A 15019-nucleotide genomic window follows, 5' to 3' on the forward strand; every position below is an offset into this window, starting at 1 on the left:
TGCCGCTCGTCCGATCCGTCCCGCCGCTCCGCCGGGGTGTCCGCTGCGGCCCGTCGCGACCGCCGGCGCGTCGCGTCAGGTGCACGTGTGGCATGCAACCGTCACATCGAAAGTTGAACAAAATCACTCTGCGTGCTCCCGGATGGAACGCACGGCGACCGGACGGGAGGGCCGGCATGACGGCTGAACGGGTACGGCGTCCCGGATCGACAGTCGACGCCCGGCTGCCGGCCGCCCTCGCCGTCGTACCCCTGCTCCGGCTGGCGGTCGCGCGCTACGCCGTACCGCAGGGGTCTCCGGACCGGACGTCGTGCGACGGCTGCGGCGCCCCGATCGGCCTGGCCCGGCCGCTGCCGGCGCTCGGGCCCGCCGCCCGCTGCCCCGGCTGCCGGGCCCGGATCGGTGCGCCGCCCGCTGTGGTGGAGGCGGCGCTGCTGCTCGCGGTGGCGGTGCCGGTGTTCGCCGGCGGCGCGCCCGCCGCGCGGCTGGCACTGGCGTGGTGGCTGGTCTGGGCGGTGCCGATGACGATCGTGGACGCGCTGGCGCACCGCCTGCCCGACCGGCTCACCTGGCCGTCCGCCGCGGGGGTGTGGGCGCTGCTCGGGGTGGCCGCGCTGACCGGTCCCGGGGCGGACCCGTGGATACGCGCCGTCCTGGCCGGTCTGGCGCTGGCCGGCGGCTTCGCCGCGACCACGCTGCTGTTCGGGCGGCGCGGCTTCGGCCTCGGCGACGCCAAGCTGGCGCTCGGCGCGGGCGCGCTGCTCGGCTGGTACGGCTGGCCGGCGCTGGTGACCGGGCTGGTGCTCGCGTTCGCCCTCGCCGGGCTGGCCGGGGTGGTGCTGCTCGCCGCCCGGCGGGTCCGCTGGTCCGGGCATCTGCCGTTCGGGCCGTTCCTGGTGCTCGGCACCGCCGCCACGCTGGTGCTCGTCAGCGTGTGATCGGCCACCCGCAGGTGCGGGCCGTGGCCGCCACGGGTACCGGAGTCCCAGCCACCTCCCAGTCGGGTCTGGTTCGGTGGCGTCCAGACTTCGGACTCGGGAGGGCACGTGCCGCACGGCGACGACGGTTGGCGGATCCGGCGCACCAGCGCGGACCTGGACCGGCTGGGTGAGACCGAGTCCGTCTTCGCGCTCGCGAACGGCTGGGTGGGCTGGCGCGGGACGCTCGACGAGGGCGAGCCGTGCGGCATGCCGGGCAGCTACCTCAACGGGTTCCACGAACAGCACGACCTGAGCTACCCGGAGAGCGGGTACGCGTTCCCGGAACTCAGCGACACCGTGATCAGCGCGCCGAACGCCGCCCTGATCCGGCTCTGGGTCGACGACGAGCCGCTGGACCTGCGGACCGGCACGATCCGGCGCCACCACCAGGAACTGGACCTGCGTGCCGGGGTGGTCCGCCGGGAGACCGAGTGGGTCTCGCCGGGCGGCCGGGGCGTGCGCATCCGCAGCACCCGCCTGGTCTCGCTGACCCGGCGTCCGGTCGCCGCGCTCGACTGGGCGGCCGAGCCGCTGGACGAGCCGGTCCGGCTGCGGGCCGGCGCCGACCTGCTCGCCAACCAGCGGGTGCCGGAACGCGCCGACGACCCCCGGGCCGCCTCGGTGATCCACGATCCGCTCACCGGCGAACTCCGCCGCGAGGACGGACTCGACGGCGTGCTCGTGCACCGGACCGGGCGCAGCGGCCAGCGGGTCGCCGTCGCCGTCGCGCACCGGATCGAGGCGCCCGACGAGGTCGCCACCGACACCGAACTGACCGCCGACCGGTTCCGGCTGGCGCTGTCCGGCCCGGTACGCCCCGGCGAGCGGATCCGGGTCACCCGGTTCGCCGCGTACGAGTGCGCGGACGTCGACGGCACGCCGGCCGCTGAGCTGGCCGACCTGGTCGTCGCGGAGGCGGACGCGGCCCGGAACGACGGCTTCGACACCCTGCTCGCCGAGCAGCGCGCCGCGCTCGACGCGGCGTGGGCCACCGCCGACGTCGAGCTGGACGGCGACCCGGAGCTGCAACTCGCGGTGCGGTTCTCGGTGTTCCACCTGCTCCAGTCCGGCCGCGCCGACGGCGACCGGACCATCCCGGCCAAGGGGCTGACCGGCAACGGCTACGACGGGCACGTGCTCTGGGACACCGAGGGGTACGTGCTGCCGGTGCTGACGTACCTGGCGCCGGAGCTGGCCCGCTCGGCGCTGCGCTGGCGGCACGCCCACCTGCCGGAGGCCCGGGAACGCGCGGCCGAGCTGCGCCTGACCGGCGCCACCTACCCGTGGCGGACGCTCAGCGGCCGGGAGTGCTCCGGCTACTGGCCGGCCGGCAGCGCGGGCCTGCACGTCAACGCGGACATCGCGGACGCGGTGCTGCGGTACGTCGCGGTCACCGGCGACACGGAGTTCCTCGCCGAGTGCGGCGCCGAGGTGCTGATCGAGACGGCCCGGCTGTGGCACGGCTACGGCCACTTCGACGACGGCGGCGCGTTCCACCTGACCGGCGTCACCGGCCCGGACGAGTACTCCGCGCTCGTCGACGACAACGTCTTCACCAACCTGATGGCCCGGCGTAACCTGCGCGGCGCCGCCGACGCCGCGGAGGACTGCCCGGAGGTGGCCGCGCGGCTCGGCGTCGACACCGCCGAGGTGGCCGGCTGGCGGGCCGCCGCCGACGCGATGTTCGTCCCGTACGACGGCAAGCGCGGTGTGCACGAGCAGTCGGCCGGGTTCACCGCCCAGCCGGAGTGGGACTTCGCCGGCACCGGCGAGGACGACTACCCGCTGCTGCTGCACTTCCCCTACCAGGAGCTGTACCGCAAACAGGTGGTCAAGCAGGCCGACCTGGTGCTGGCCATGCTGCGCTGCCCGGGGGAGTTCACCGCCGAGGAGAAGACGCGCAACGTCGCCTACTACGAGGCGCGGACCGTCCGGGACTCGTCGCTGTCGGCGTCCGCGCAGGCCATCCTCGCCGCCGAGGTCGGGCACCTCGACCTGGCGTACGACCTGTTCGCCGAGACGGCGTTGCAGGACCTCGCGGACCTGGGCGACAAGACCGCCGACGGGCTGCACCTGGCGTCCCTGGCCGGCGCTTGGCTGGTGGTGGCGCAGGGCTTCGGCGGGCTGCGCGACGATCGGGGCGTGCTCTCCTTCGAGCCGCGGCTACCCGGGCCGATCACCCGGCTCGCGTTCCACCTGCGCCGGCGCGGGCAGCGGCTGCGGGTCACGCTCACCGAGCGGGAGGCCCGCTACGAGCTGCCGGACGCCGGTCCGGACGACGCGGTGGAGCTGTGGCACCACGGCGAGCAGCTCCGGGTCACCGGCGACGGGCCGGTCACCCGGCCGATGCCGCGGGTGCCCGACCCCGGCCCCGAGCCGCAGGCCCCACCCGGCCGCCGTCCCGAACGGCGCGCTCAGGAGGCGGCCGGCGGCGACTGAACCGGCAGGCCGGACATCCGGGCGACGACCTCCTCCAGCGCCTCGAACGCGTACGCCCAGTTGTGGCACTTGAAGCTGCGCAACCCGGTGATCGGGGTGCGGCAGTCGGCACAGTGGACACCCGGGATCGCGTCCGGCACCTCGGTGTTCACGTACTTGCGCTCACCGAGGATCACCCGCGCGATCATCGTGTGGTCGTGCACGCCGTGCAGCGCGGACGCGACGATGTCGTACCAGGTGACCCGCCGGCCGCACTTCGGGCAGTCCGGCTCGTCGCCGCTGACCCACAGCGGTGCGCCGATGCTGCGCGCCGGCATGTTCAGCAGCTTCTCCAGCCGCCGCACGTCCGCCTCCGGGGTGGTCCACCGGTGCCGCCCGGGCAGCGACGCGGGCGAGTCGTAGACGGCGCGGAACACCACCGGCTCGACCTCCACTGTCTCCCGTCCACCTGCCATCGGGTACCTCCTCGCCATGGTGTGTCCCACCGTCGTACCAGGTGGAGGGCGGTATCAACCGGATCACCGACACCGCGGGTCAGCGGTGTGTCGCGCAGGGTGCTAGACATCGAGGCGTGACGGAGGCTGAGAACCGACCCAATGTGGCCCGGATGTACGACTACTACCTCGGCGGCTGCCACAACTTCGCCGCCGACCGCGCCGCCGCCGAGGAGATCCTGAAGATCTTCCCGGACACCGGCGTCGCCGCGCAGAGCAACCGCGCGTTCCTGCGCCGGGTCGTGCTCTGGGCGGCCGAGCAGGGCGTACGCCAGTTCCTCGACATCGGCGCCGGCCTGCCCACCCAGGGCAACGTGCACGAGGTGGTCCGCGCGGTACACCCCGACGCCCGGGTGGTCTACGTCGACCACGACGAGGTCGCCGTCGCGTACGCCCAGCGGTTGCTGCCCGCCGACGGCCGCACCGTGGTGCTCCAGGGTGACCTGCGGCGTCCCGACGAGCTGCTGGCCGACCCGACGCTGCGGGCCACCATCGACCTGTCCGAGCCGGTGGCGGTGCTGCTGCTCGCGGTCCTGCACTTCGTGCCCGACGCCGACGACCCGTACGCGGCGGTGGCGACGCTGCGCGACGCCACAGTGCCGGGCAGCGTGCTCGCGCTGTCCCACCTCACGCTGGACGGTCTGCCGACGCTGCCCACCGAGCAGGGCACGGCGATCTACCGCCGCAGCAGCTCCCCGCTGGTGCCGCGCAGCCGCGACGAGGTGGCCCGCTTCCTCGACGGATACGAGCTGGTCGAGCCGGGTCTGGTCAAGGTGGCGGACTGGCGGCCCGACGGCGAACCGCAACTGGGGGTGTCGCACGGGTACGGCGGGGTGGGCGTCCGCCGCTGACCCGTCGTCGTCAGTCCAGGCCGCTCGCGTCAGTCCAGGCCGCCGTGCGCGGCCCACAGCGCGGCGGCCCGGTCGGCCGCCGCCACGAGCGCGGCCAGCTCCGGCCGGTCGGGTACCCGGAACGACACGTACGCGCCGCGTCCGCCCGCCGTGGGCCGGCCGTACGCCTTCGCGGCGAGGCGCCCGTCCGGCAGCAGCCGGATGTTGAGCGTGGTCAGCGTGAACTCCTCGCCGCGCCGGGTGTCGGTCCAGCGCAACTCCTCCGGCACCGTCACGTTGATGGCGAGGGCGCTGATGTCGGGGGAGGCGGGGCTGCTCATCCGGCGATCGTCGCACGATCGCGTGCTCACCGGCGCAGCGTGGTCTCCCGGGTCATGTGGGACAGCTTCTCCGGCTTGCGCACCGCGTAGAGCCCGCTGATCAGGCACCGCTGTCACCGCAGGTTCCGGAAGAACGACCGGACGTCGTCGGCGAGTTGCGGCGGCTGGAGAAGCGGCTCGCCGCCGTCCAGGACGACCTGCTCGCGCCGCTGTCGCCGGACGAGCGCGCGGACCTGACCCGGCTCCTGTCGCGAGTGCTGGCCCACCACACCCGCCCGTCCGCCTGACCGCCGCCTTCCGGCGCGGTTCTCGCTCACGCCCTACCATTATCGTTCTCGATAGTGATAACGTCTGTGGCGTGACGACGTCGATGGAGCGGTGGGCGGAGACCGCACTGCACCCGGTGCGGATCCGCATCCTGCGCGCGGCCGCGGGTGCCCGGGTGACCACTCACGACCTGGTCGAGCTGCTGCCCGACGTCCCGCAGGCCACGCTCTACCGGCACCTGGCGACGCTCGTGAAGACCGGGATGCTCGACGTGGTGGAGGAGCGCAAGGTCCGCGGCGCCGTCGAGCGGGTGTACGCGCTGCCCGCGCACGGCGCGGCGCTGGACCCGGCGGCCCTGGCGGCGGCGACGCCGGAGGACCACGCGCGCTACTTCACCGCGTTCGTGTCGAGCCTGCTGTCCGAGTTCTCCCGCTACCTGGCGCGGGACTCCGTCGACTTCGTCGCCGACGGCGTCGGATACCAGCAGCTCGTACTGCACCTGACCGACGCCGAGCTGCACGAGTTCGCGGCCGGGCTCAACGCGCTGGTCGGCCCGTTGCTCGCCAGAGGGCCCGGCGACGGACGGATCCCCCGGCTGCTGGCGACCATCCTGATGCCCGCCGACCGCCAGGCGACCCCCGGCGACACGCACACATCAGCGCACGACTCCGACACGACGAAGGGCGACGACTGATGGCCTCCGTAATCCTCGACGGCGATGTGATCGACATCCGGTTCACCGGATGGGAACGGATGTGGGTCGGGCGGGAGCGGTTCGCGCTACGCCTGGCCGCCGTGCGGCACGCCGCACCGGTGGACGAGCCGATCCGGCTGGCCCGTGGCGCCCGGCGCGGGTACGCGGTGTCCGGCTTCGCCAAGATCGGCGTCTGGGGCATCTTCGGCGGCCCCCGGCAGCTCGTGGCGGCCCGGCGGGGTCAGCCCGGCCTGCACCTGGTGCTGGACCGCGCGGCGGCCGGCGGAGAGTTCGACGAGGTCGTCGTCTCCGACCCGGCCGCAGCGGGCCTCGCCGAGACGATCGGGCGCGCGACGAGGAGCCGGCCATGACCGGCGACCACCTGTCGATCGAGGCGTCGGGCCTGACCAAACGCTACGGCGACGTCACCGCCGTACACGATCTGACCTTCACCGTGCGGCCCGGCGCGGTCACCGGCTTCCTCGGCCCGAACGGCGCCGGCAAGACCACCACGCTGCGCATGCTGACCGGACTGGTGACGCCGACCAGCGGCACCGCCACGATCGGCGGACAGCCCTACGGCCGGCTGCCCCAGCCGTCGCGGATCGTCGGCGCGGTGTTCGACGGCAACGCGTTCCACCCCGGCCACACCGCCCGTGACCACCTGCGCCTCTACGCCGCGATGGCCGGCTGCCCGGACAGCCGCGTCGCGGAGCTGCTGGACCTGCTCGGCCTCGCGCACGCCGCCGACCGTCGTACCCGGGGGTTCTCCACCGGCATGCGCCAACGGCTCAGCCTCGCCACGGCGCTGCTCGGCGACCCTCGCGTCCTGCTGCTCGACGAACCGTCGAACGGCCTGGACCCGGAAGGCGTGTCGTGGCTGCGCGGCCTGCTGCGCCGGCTCGCCGACGAGGGCCGCACAGTGCTGGTCTCCAGCCACGTCCTGCACGAGGTCCAGCAGATGGTGGACGACGTGGTGGTGATCCGGCGCGGCGAACTCGTCGCAGCCGGGCCGTGGTCCCGGCTCACCGGCCCGCCGACGGTGCTCGTCACCTCGCCGGACGCGGACGCCCTGGCCACCGCACTGACGGCCGCCGCCGGGTCCGTCGAGGCCGCCGGGCCCGGCCGCCTGCGGGTACGCGGACTGGACGCGCCACGCGTCGCCGACCTCGCCGCGGACCACCGTCTGCGCATCCACGAGCTGGTCACCGAGACCACAAGCCTCGAACAGCTCTTCCTCGACCTGACCACCGACCCGGCGGAGGCCCGATGAACCTGCTCAGAGCAGAACTACGCCGGGTGCTGGCGACCCGGATGTGGGGCGGGCTGCTGCTCACCGCCGTCGCGCTCGGCGGCGGCCTGGTCGGGCTGATGGCGCTCGTCGGACCGGAGAACTTCGACCCGCCGATGCCCGGACTGCACACCGAGGAGGGCCTGCGGTCGATCCTCGGCATCCTCGGCTTCACCGCCTTCGTGCCGGCCGCCGCCGGCGCCCTCGCGGCCACGTCGGAATACCGGCACGGCACCGCCGCCGTCACGTTCCTGTTCGCGCCGCGCCGAGGGCGGGTGCTCGCCGCCAAACTCGCCACCCACGCGATCGTCGGCCTCGGCTACGGGATCGCGCTGGCCGGCTCCGCCGCGGTGGCCCTGTTCGCGGTCGCCGCCGTGCGTGGCGTGTCGCTGGGCCTGCCCGCTCCCACGGTGCTGGCGCTGCTCGCCCGCATCGGCGTCGCGATGGCGGTCTACCTGCTCGTCGGCACCGGCGTGGGCGCCCTGCTCCGCAACCAGATCGCGGCCGTGTGCGTGGTCGTCGGCTACCTGTACCTGGCCGAGCCCGTCCTGATGATGATCCCCGGCGTCAACGCGATCTACCCGCTCCTGCCCGGCGGAGCCACCGCCGCGCTCACCGACTTCACCTACGTCGCCGACGCGATGTCCGCGCAGCTCGGCAGCGACGCCGTCGCACTCCTGCCACCGGCGGCGGGCGCCCTGCTGCTGACCGGGTACGCGGTCGCCGCCGCCGCGATCGCCGTGGTCGTCCCGATGCGCCGCGACATCACCTGAGCGTCGCCGCGTCGTCGCCGTCCGGCGTATCAGGGCTGGCGCCGGCCGAAGACGATTCGTACTCTGGTCCTCCGACGCTCAGGGGCGACGGTGGGGGAGGGTCGACGCTGCATGGATCCGGTCCTCGCCGGTCTGCCGACCGACCGCGTCGTCGCCCTGCCCGGCGCGGACACCGACGCGGTCGCCATGACGATCGCCCGCGACCACGCGGAACCGGCCGCCGTCGTGCATCGCCCGGCCTCGGCGTACGCCATGCCGGCGGACTTCGCGCACGCCGCGCTGGACCGGCTCGAACAGGTCGCCGTCGAACTGCTCCCGGCGTGGCTGCCCGAGGCCGCTGACGGTGTCCGCCCGGACATCTCCGGACTCGCCGCCGTGCGCGCCGCGGCCGCTGCCCGGTCGCGCCGGGACCGTTACCCCGGCTCCTTCCTGAGCGACCTGGCCGTCCTCGCGGTCACCGGGCGGCGGCCGAGCGCCACGACGCTTCCGCTGCGTGTACGGGCTGCCGCGCTGGCGCGTCTGGTGGCCGGGGCGTTCGGGCGGCGGAAGGTGGTGCTGCTGATCGAGCCGGTCCACGGCGACGCCGCCGTGGTCGCGGCCGGGGGCGCGTGGCTCGTGCAGCACGGCGGCCCGCCGGTCTGGCTGGTCGGAGCGGGCGCGGCCGGGCTGGAGGGGATTCCGGCGTTCCCCGTCGCGCCGCTGGCCGGGCCCGCCGGGTACGCGCCGGTGGCAGGCCGGCCGCATCCGGGCAGCGACGCGGAGAAGAGGCTGGAGGCGGCGCTGGCGGCGCAGAGCTGGTCGGCCGGGCGGACATGGAACCAGAACTACCAGTCGCACCGCCTTTCCGCGCCGGTACGTCTGGATCTAGTGTGGCCGGACGAGCGGTGCGTGGTGGAGATCGACGGCCCGGAGCACTGCCGCCCGGTCCGCTTCGAGGCCGACCGGCAACGGGACGTCCAGTTGCAACTGGACGGCTATGCCGTCCTGCGCTTCACCAATGCCCGAGTAGTCCACGACGTCGGCACCGTGGTCACGCAGATCGGCACCTTTCTGCGGGCCCGTCGCCGAGACCTGGCGGAAGGACGGCACCATGGCCGGCGATGACCTGACCGCATCCGAGAGCGCGATCCTCGTCGTGCTCATGGCCGAGGCGCGGGAGGTGCTGAGCACCGAACTGCGGGACCGTTACGGCCTGGTCGTACGCAAGCCGCAGCGCGACAAGCTCACCCGCCTGCACTACGTCGCCAGCCGCAAGAGCGGACCGACGTACGCGCTGCAACTGGACGACAAGGGCTGGGTACGGATGCAGAGCGACCTGGACTTCGCGCTGCGCGGGGCGAGTGCGCTCGGCGCCGCGCTCACCGCGTTGCAGGTGAGCCTGCGTGATCGGGTCCTGGCCCGCAGCGGCTGCGCGACGCTCGCCGAACTCTTCGCGCTCACCGACGTGCGCGCGCCCGCCGCCTCGGCTCCCGAACCGTCCGGGTCGGTGGAGGCCCGTGTCGTCGCCGCGTACCGGGCGCTCGCCGACGAGCCCGGCGCCTGGGTGAGCCTGCGCCGGCTGCGGCCGTTCTTCGCCGACGTGCCGCGCGGCGACCTGGACGAGGCCCTGCGCCGGCTCAGCCGCTCCGAGGGCGTCACCATCGCGCCGGAGTCGAATCAGAAGACGCTCACCGGGGCCGACATCGAGGCCGCGCTTCGCCTCGGCGGGCAGGACAATCACCTGCTGGCGATCGGCGGGTAATGGACGAGGCGGAACGGAACGCGCTGGCCGCCCTGCGGTTCGACTGGGCGCCGGTGCCCGACGACGTGTGGCGCCCACTGCCCTTCCACGTCGACGGCCTGCACGTACCGGTGGTGCGGGAGGTCCTCGCCGGGGTGGACGAGGCCGCGCGAAACCCGCACGGCAGCCCGCTCGGCCTGGTCGTCCAGGGCCAGCGAGGCTCCGGCAAGACCCACCTGCTGGGCGTGATCCGCCAGCAGGTGCAGGAGCGCGGCGGCTACTTCTTCCTGGTCGGCCTGCTCGACGCCGGCGGCTTCTGGGACGGTGTGCTGGCCGCGATGCTCGACGGCCTGTCCCGGCCGGTGCCCGGCAGCAGCGAGACGCAGCTCAAACTGCTGCTGCGGCGGTTGTCCGCGAAGGTCGGGGCGCCCCGGACGGCACGCCGGGCCGTCATGGGCGACACCGAACTGACGAAGGCGGCGCTCGACGCCTTCCTGGACGGGCTCGGTGACTTCGACAGGCACACCGCCCGTACCTGTCAGGAGACGGCCCGGGCGCTGGCGCTCAGCGCCTCCGAGAACATCGCCCACCGCGACGTCGCGGAGAACTACTTCCTCTCCGGTGAGGAGATGGTCGCCGGGGAACGCGCGGCCTGGGGCATGCGCCGCGTCCCGCGCCCGGCCCAGCAGATCGTGCAGGACCTGTCCTGGCTGCTCGCCCTCACCGGCCCGTCGGTGGTGGCGATCGACCAGATCGACACGCTGATCGCCCAGTTGGCGATCCAGAGCGACCCGGCGCTGGCGGGCGCCGCCGCGATGAGCCCGGAGCAGGCGCTGATGCTGGCCCGGATGGCGGACGGCCTGATGGCGTTGCGGCAGTCGACCCGGCGCACGCTCACCGTCCTCGCCTGCATCCCGAACTCGTGGACCGTCATCAGGTCCGCCGCCGCCGACACCGTGGCCGACCGGTTCCGCGAGACGCCGCGGCTGCGCCGGATCGACGACGCCGACCTGGCTCGGGCGATCATCGAGAAGCGGTTCACCGTCCGCTACCGGGAGGCGGGGTTCGTGCCGCCGTACCCGTCGTGGCCGGTGTCCCCGCGCGCCTTCGCCGAGGCCGGCGCGTTCACCCCGCGCCAACTGCTCATCGAGATCGACAGGCACATCCGCGAGTGCATCGCCGACGACCAGGTCCGGGAGATGACCACGCTCGGCGAGCCACCCACCGCCGAACCCCGGGCGTCCCGGCCCGCCCCGGTCACCGCCACCGGCGAGGAGATGGACCGGTACGACGCCCGGTTCGCCGAGCTGCGGGCGGCCGCCGACGTCACCGGCCCGCTGCGGCGCGCGTCCGAGGACGAGATGATGCCGCCGCTGCTCGCGGCCGGGCTCACCGCCTGGATCCTGGAGCGGGGCGACGCGGGCGAGGCGTTCAGCGTCGACCCGCCCCCGAGCACCGAACCGCCGCTGCACGCCCGGCTGCGGCTCACGCTCGACGAGCGCACCGAGGACCAGGTGCACTGGTGTTTCCGGGCGATCGCCGACGATCACCACGGCAACGCCGCGCTGGCCCGGCTCCGCAAGGCGAGCGTTTCCGCCGCCCTCGACACCGGCTCGGGCCGGCGGAAGCTGTTCCTGCTGCGCAACCGCGCCTGGTCGGCGAGCGCGGCCACCAGCAAGGCGGTCGCCGCGTTCACCGAGGCGGGCGGTCAGACGCTCGGCATCGACGAGGAGGACGTGCGCATCCTGGCCGCGTTGCGGGTCATGCTCGCCGAGGCCACCATGGACCTCCAGGGCTGGCTGGTCGCGCACCGGCCGACCCGGGAGCTGAAGTTCCTCCAGCACGCGCTGGCCGATGTGGACCGCTGGACCACCGACGCCGGGCCTCCGCCGGAACCCGCCGAGCCGGTGCCGGCCGCCACCGCCGCCGCCCCGTCCGAGCCGTCCTTCGTCATCGGGTACGGGTACGACGACGGGCAACCGGTGCCGCTGGCGCTTGAGGCGCTGCGCAAGCACACCACGATCTTCGCCGGCTCCGGCTCCGGCAAGACCGTCCTCATCCGCCGCATCGTCGAGGAGTGCGCGCTGGCGGGCGTCTCCGCCATCGTGCTCGACCCCAACAACGACCTCGCCCGCCTCGGCGAGGAATGGCCCGAGCTGCCGCCACAGTGGCGACCGGGCGACGCGGACCGGGCCCGGGACTACCTCGCGCACACCGACGTCGTCGTCTGGACGCCGCGCCGCAACTCGGGCCGCCCGCTGAGCTTCCAGCCGCTGCCCGACTTCACCGGCGTACGCGACGACCCGGACGAGTTCGCCGAGGCCGTCGAGGCGGCCGTCGCGTCCCTCGCACCGCGCGCCATGGTGACCGGACGGGCCACCCGGGCGCACCTCGGGCTGGCTGTGCTGCGCAAGGCCGTCGAGCACTACGGCCGGCGCGGCGGCTCCCGGTTGCCGGGGTTGATCGACACGCTCGCCGACCTGCCGGACGGGATCATCGACCTGGACGACGCCGACAAGATCGGCCTCAGCCTGGCGCAGACCCTCACCGCCGCCATGGTGAACGACCCGCTGTTCGGCGGCGAGGGCACGCCGATGGACCCCGGCGTGCTCCTCACCCCCGCGCCCGGCAAGCGGGCCCGCGTCTCCGTGGTCAGCCTGGTGGGGCTGCCGTCCGACGACGTACGGCAGAGCTTCGTCAACCAGCTCCAGATGGCGTTGTTCGCCTGGATCAAGAAGAACCCGGCCGGGGACCGCCCGCTGCTCGGGCTGCTCATCATGGACGAGGCGCAGACGTTCGCCCCGTCGGGCGCGATGACCGCGTGCACCCAGAGCACGCTGGCGCTCGCCGCCCAGGCCCGCAAGTACGGGCTCGGGCTGATCTTCGCCACGCAGGCGCCGAAGGGGCTGCACAACCGCATCCCCGGCAACGCGGCGACCCAGCTCTACGGCCTGATGAACAGCCCGATCCAGATCGAGGCGGCCCGCGAGATGGCCCGGGCCAAGGGCGGTGACGTGCCGGACATCTCCCGCCTGACGGTCGGCGAGTTCTACCTCGCCGCCGAGGGCGCCGCACCCGGCAAGATCCGTACGCCGTTGTCGCTGACCCACCATCCGCGTAGCCCGCTCACCGTCGAGCAGGTGCTGGACCGGGCGCGCGGCGGTCAGGGGCGCAGCACGTAGCGTCCGCGTACCCCGCCCTTCGCCACCGCCCGGTGCGCGTCGGCCACCTGGTCCAGCGGCACCACCGTGTGCACCCGCGCGGGCAGCTCACCGGCGGCGGTGCGGGCGAGCAGGTCGGCCAGGAGTGCGCCGTCGGGGCGCACGTCGACCGCGCGCACAGTGACTCCGCGCTCGGCGGCGGGCAGGGCGTTCGGCCGTACGCCGACGAACACGCCGCCGTCGCGGACCAGCGCGAACCCCTGTTCCTGCCACCCGGCGGCGTCGGCGACGGCGTCCCAGCCCGGCTCGGCGGTGGTGGTGAAGTCGGCGCCGAGGTCGCGGACGAACTTCTCGTCCCCGGCCCGCGCCAGGCCGGTCACCCGCCATCCCCGGTCCCGGGCGAGCGGCACGACGTAGCCGCCGACCGCGCCGGCCGCGCCGGTGACCAGCAGCCGGCCGCCGTCGGGCGCGTCGCCGAGCAGGTCGACGATCTGCGCCGCGGTCTGGCCGTTGAGCGGCACTGTCGCCGCTGCCACCAGATCCAGGCCATCGGGTACGACAGCCAGGTCGGACACGGGTACGACGAGCTGCTCGGCGTAGGTGCCGAAGTCGCGGTCGAACCCGCCGACCAGTCCGGCGACCCGGGTGCCCACGGCGAGGTCGACGCCGGGCCCGGTCGCGGCGACGACACCGGCGAAGTCCCAGCCGAGTCCGGTGTGGTCGGGCTGGTGGATGAGCCCGATCGAGTGGAAGAAACCGCCGACGACCCCGAGGTCGGCCGGGTTGACAGGTGCCGCCGCGACGTCCACCCGGACCTCGCCGGGCCCCGGCTCGCGCTGCGGGACGTCGATGATCTCGATCGACTCAGGTCCGCCGGGCGTGCGGACGACGGCGGCGCGGAAGGTACGCGTACCCATGATCGTGTCTCCTTGTTCGTGAGGGTGTTCCTGCTCCACGATGGAGGGGTAACTTTCTTTCGGGAAGTACGCACTTCGGAGTGCGTTGGGTACCCCCGGGTAGGAGGCGCGGACGATGCCGACGCAGACGGCGGCGCAGCGGCGGGCGCAGGCGCGGGACGCGTACGACGCGTTCCTCGCCGAATGCCCGAGCCGGCAACTCCTGGACCGGATCTCCGACAAGTGGGTGGCGCTGATCCTGGCCGCGCTGGGCCGCGACGGCCCGGACCGCAACGCGGAGCCGCGGGTCATGCGCTACTCCGAACTGTCCCGCCGGCTGGCCGGGGTCAGTCAGAAGATGCTCACCCAGACGTTGCGCTCGCTGGAACGCGACGGCCTGGTCACCCGCACCGTGACGCCGAGCGTGCCGGTGACCGTCACCTACGGGCTGACCGACCTCGGTCAGTCGCTGCACCAGCTCATGTACGGCATGAAGCTGTGGGCCGAGGCGCACATGGACGAGGTGCACGCCAATCGCGAGCGGTACGACGCCGCCGCCGATCGCTGACCGCCACGCCGGAGTTCTCCGAAACTTTCGGTCCTCGTCGCGCTTGTCGGCGCTCGGGCCGGGCACTGCCCTGCGACGTCCCTCGATGGCCTGACGCCCTGATCAGCCGGGTTGCGCCCCTGTTCGACTGAACATCGACATTGACCGATCGTGCCGTCGCGGATATCTTCCCAGGGAAGTTACCGGTACATCTTCGAAAAGTTTCAGGGCAGTGACGCGGGTGGGCGCACAACCGCTCCAACCCGCGTCCAGCCGGGCATCGCCGGCGCATCATCGTCCGATATGCAGAGGAGTGTCATGAAACATCTACCGAGGCGCAGCCACCGTGTGGTGCTGGCCGCCGTCACCAGCGCGCTGGCACTGGCCGGTGCCGCGCTCGTGGTGCCCAGCCTGGCCCAGGCGGCGGCGAGCACGCTCGGCGCCGCCGCGGCGCAGTCCGGCCGGTACTTCGGCACCGCCGTCGCGGCGAACCGGCTGAACGACTCGACGTACAGCACGATCGCGGCGCGTGAGTTCAACATGATCACGGCCGAGAACGAGATGAAGCCGGAGGCGCTCCAGCCCA

16 protein-coding genes are annotated in these 15019 nt (G+C 73.8%); 13 read left to right on the plus strand and 3 right to left on the minus strand.

Annotation, left to right across the window (positions count from 1 at the left end; translation table 11 throughout):
* Nucleotides 1-176 precede the first annotated feature (176 nt).
* Together ACFYON_RS27160 and ACFYON_RS27165 are read left to right on the plus strand one after the other, a co-directional pair.
* Nucleotides 177-938: an A24 family peptidase gene (locus tag ACFYON_RS27160; protein ID WP_354866047.1), complete on the plus strand. Its 762-nt coding sequence runs from the start codon at nucleotides 177-179 to the stop codon at nucleotides 936-938.
* A gap of 108 nt (nucleotides 939-1046) precedes the next feature.
* Nucleotides 1047-3419, plus strand: a complete 2373-nt coding sequence (locus ACFYON_RS27165; RefSeq protein WP_354866045.1) for a glycosyl hydrolase family 65 protein — start codon at nucleotides 1047-1049, stop codon at nucleotides 3417-3419.
* On the opposite strand, the gene ACFYON_RS27170 is transcribed toward ACFYON_RS27165, so the two are convergent.
* Nucleotides 3395-3874, minus strand: a complete 480-nt coding sequence (locus ACFYON_RS27170; protein WP_354866043.1) for a hypothetical protein — start codon at nucleotides 3872-3874, stop codon at nucleotides 3395-3397. The genes ACFYON_RS27165 and ACFYON_RS27170 overlap by 25 nt on opposite strands.
* Nucleotides 3875-3990: 116 nt before the next feature.
* On the opposite strand from ACFYON_RS27170, the gene ACFYON_RS27175 reads away from it, so the two are divergent.
* Nucleotides 3991-4764, plus strand: coding sequence for an SAM-dependent methyltransferase (locus ACFYON_RS27175; protein WP_354866041.1), 774 nt, complete (start codon nucleotides 3991-3993; stop codon nucleotides 4762-4764).
* A 29-nt stretch (nucleotides 4765-4793) separates the two neighbouring features.
* Here ACFYON_RS27175 and ACFYON_RS27180 read toward each other — a convergent pair whose 3' ends face one another.
* On the minus strand, nucleotides 4794-5084 hold the full coding sequence (locus ACFYON_RS27180; RefSeq protein ID WP_354866039.1) for a hypothetical protein: 291 nt from the start codon (nucleotides 5082-5084) through the stop codon (nucleotides 4794-4796).
* Nucleotides 5085-5239: 155 nt separating this feature from the next.
* Here ACFYON_RS27180 and ACFYON_RS27185 point away from each other — a divergent pair, with 155 nt between their 5' ends.
* The 8 genes from ACFYON_RS27185 to ACFYON_RS27220 all read left to right on the plus strand — a co-directional run bounded on the left by ACFYON_RS27185 (nucleotide 5240) and on the right by ACFYON_RS27220 (nucleotide 13011).
* Nucleotides 5240-5371 (plus strand): hypothetical protein, encoded by a 132-nt coding sequence (locus ACFYON_RS27185; RefSeq protein WP_354866037.1) that lies wholly within the window; start codon nucleotides 5240-5242, stop codon nucleotides 5369-5371.
* Between the two features lie 71 nt (nucleotides 5372-5442).
* Complete coding sequence (locus ACFYON_RS27190) at nucleotides 5443-6045, plus strand: helix-turn-helix domain-containing protein (RefSeq protein ID WP_244933151.1); 603 nt, start codon at nucleotides 5443-5445, stop codon at nucleotides 6043-6045.
* Complete coding sequence (locus tag ACFYON_RS27195; RefSeq protein WP_121686283.1) at nucleotides 6045-6416, plus strand: hypothetical protein; 372 nt, start codon at nucleotides 6045-6047, stop codon at nucleotides 6414-6416. Before ACFYON_RS27190 ends, ACFYON_RS27195 begins: the two co-directional genes overlap by 1 nt.
* Nucleotides 6413-7318 carry an ATP-binding cassette domain-containing protein gene (locus tag ACFYON_RS27200; RefSeq protein WP_354866035.1) on the plus strand — a complete coding sequence of 302 codons (906 nt, stop codon included), beginning with the start codon at nucleotides 6413-6415 and terminating at the stop codon, nucleotides 7316-7318. The genes ACFYON_RS27195 and ACFYON_RS27200 overlap by 4 nt, the downstream gene beginning before the upstream one ends.
* On the plus strand, nucleotides 7315-8109 hold the full coding sequence (locus ACFYON_RS27205) for an ABC transporter permease (protein WP_121686285.1): 795 nt from the start codon (nucleotides 7315-7317) through the stop codon (nucleotides 8107-8109). The genes ACFYON_RS27200 and ACFYON_RS27205 overlap by 4 nt, the downstream gene beginning before the upstream one ends.
* Before the next feature lie 111 nt (nucleotides 8110-8220).
* Nucleotides 8221-9213 carry a DUF559 domain-containing protein gene (locus tag ACFYON_RS27210; RefSeq protein ID WP_354866033.1) on the plus strand — a complete coding sequence of 331 codons (993 nt, stop codon included), beginning with the start codon at nucleotides 8221-8223 and terminating at the stop codon, nucleotides 9211-9213.
* A complete protein-coding gene (locus tag ACFYON_RS27215) occupies nucleotides 9200-9850 on the plus strand; it encodes a hypothetical protein (RefSeq protein WP_354866031.1) in 651 nt (216 codons plus the stop codon). Before ACFYON_RS27210 ends, ACFYON_RS27215 begins: the two co-directional genes overlap by 14 nt.
* The gene (locus ACFYON_RS27220) at nucleotides 9850-13011 is read left to right on the plus strand and encodes a helicase HerA domain-containing protein (protein ID WP_354866029.1); all 3162 of its coding nucleotides are present in this window, start codon (nucleotides 9850-9852) and stop codon (nucleotides 13009-13011) included. The genes ACFYON_RS27215 and ACFYON_RS27220 overlap by 1 nt, the downstream gene beginning before the upstream one ends.
* On the opposite strand, the gene ACFYON_RS27225 is transcribed toward ACFYON_RS27220, so the two are convergent.
* Nucleotides 12993-13907 (minus strand): NADP-dependent oxidoreductase, encoded by a 915-nt coding sequence (locus ACFYON_RS27225; protein WP_354866028.1) that lies wholly within the window; start codon nucleotides 13905-13907, stop codon nucleotides 12993-12995. The genes ACFYON_RS27220 and ACFYON_RS27225 overlap by 19 nt on opposite strands.
* Before the next feature lie 115 nt (nucleotides 13908-14022).
* On the opposite strand from ACFYON_RS27225, the gene ACFYON_RS27230 reads away from it, so the two are divergent.
* A complete protein-coding gene (locus tag ACFYON_RS27230) occupies nucleotides 14023-14454 on the plus strand; it encodes a helix-turn-helix domain-containing protein (protein ID WP_354866027.1) in 432 nt (143 codons plus the stop codon).
* A gap of 297 nt (nucleotides 14455-14751) precedes the next feature.
* Nucleotides 14752-15019, plus strand: a 268-nt coding sequence (locus tag ACFYON_RS27235; RefSeq protein ID WP_354866026.1) for an endo-1,4-beta-xylanase, incomplete at its 3' end; no start/stop codon positions are given.

The organism is Micromonospora sp. NPDC005686, from assembly GCF_042871665.1.
GTDB lineage: Bacteria > Actinomycetota > Actinomycetes > Mycobacteriales > Micromonosporaceae > Micromonospora.

Coding starts and splice junctions, on each gene's coding strand:
- ACFYON_RS27210 (WP_354866033.1), top strand. CDS start 8,221: ATGGATCCGGTCCTCGCCGGTCTGCCGACCGACCGCGTCGTCGCCCTG.
- ACFYON_RS27205 (WP_121686285.1), top strand. CDS start 7,315: ATGAACCTGCTCAGAGCAGAACTACGCCGGGTGCTGGCGACCCGGATG.
- ACFYON_RS27195 (WP_121686283.1), top strand. CDS start 6,045: ATGGCCTCCGTAATCCTCGACGGCGATGTGATCGACATCCGGTTCACC.
- ACFYON_RS27180 (WP_354866039.1), bottom strand. CDS start 5,084: ATGAGCAGCCCCGCCTCCCCCGACATCAGCGCCCTCGCCATCAACGTG.
- ACFYON_RS27200 (WP_354866035.1), top strand. CDS start 6,413: ATGACCGGCGACCACCTGTCGATCGAGGCGTCGGGCCTGACCAAACGC.
- ACFYON_RS27230 (WP_354866027.1), top strand. CDS start 14,023: ATGCCGACGCAGACGGCGGCGCAGCGGCGGGCGCAGGCGCGGGACGCG.
- ACFYON_RS27225 (WP_354866028.1), bottom strand. CDS start 13,907: ATGGGTACGCGTACCTTCCGCGCCGCCGTCGTCCGCACGCCCGGCGGA.
- ACFYON_RS27215 (WP_354866031.1), top strand. CDS start 9,200: ATGGCCGGCGATGACCTGACCGCATCCGAGAGCGCGATCCTCGTCGTG.
- ACFYON_RS27160 (WP_354866047.1), top strand. CDS start 177: ATGACGGCTGAACGGGTACGGCGTCCCGGATCGACAGTCGACGCCCGG.
- ACFYON_RS27170 (WP_354866043.1), bottom strand. CDS start 3,874: ATGGCAGGTGGACGGGAGACAGTGGAGGTCGAGCCGGTGGTGTTCCGC.
- ACFYON_RS27220 (WP_354866029.1), top strand. CDS start 9,850: ATGGACGAGGCGGAACGGAACGCGCTGGCCGCCCTGCGGTTCGACTGG.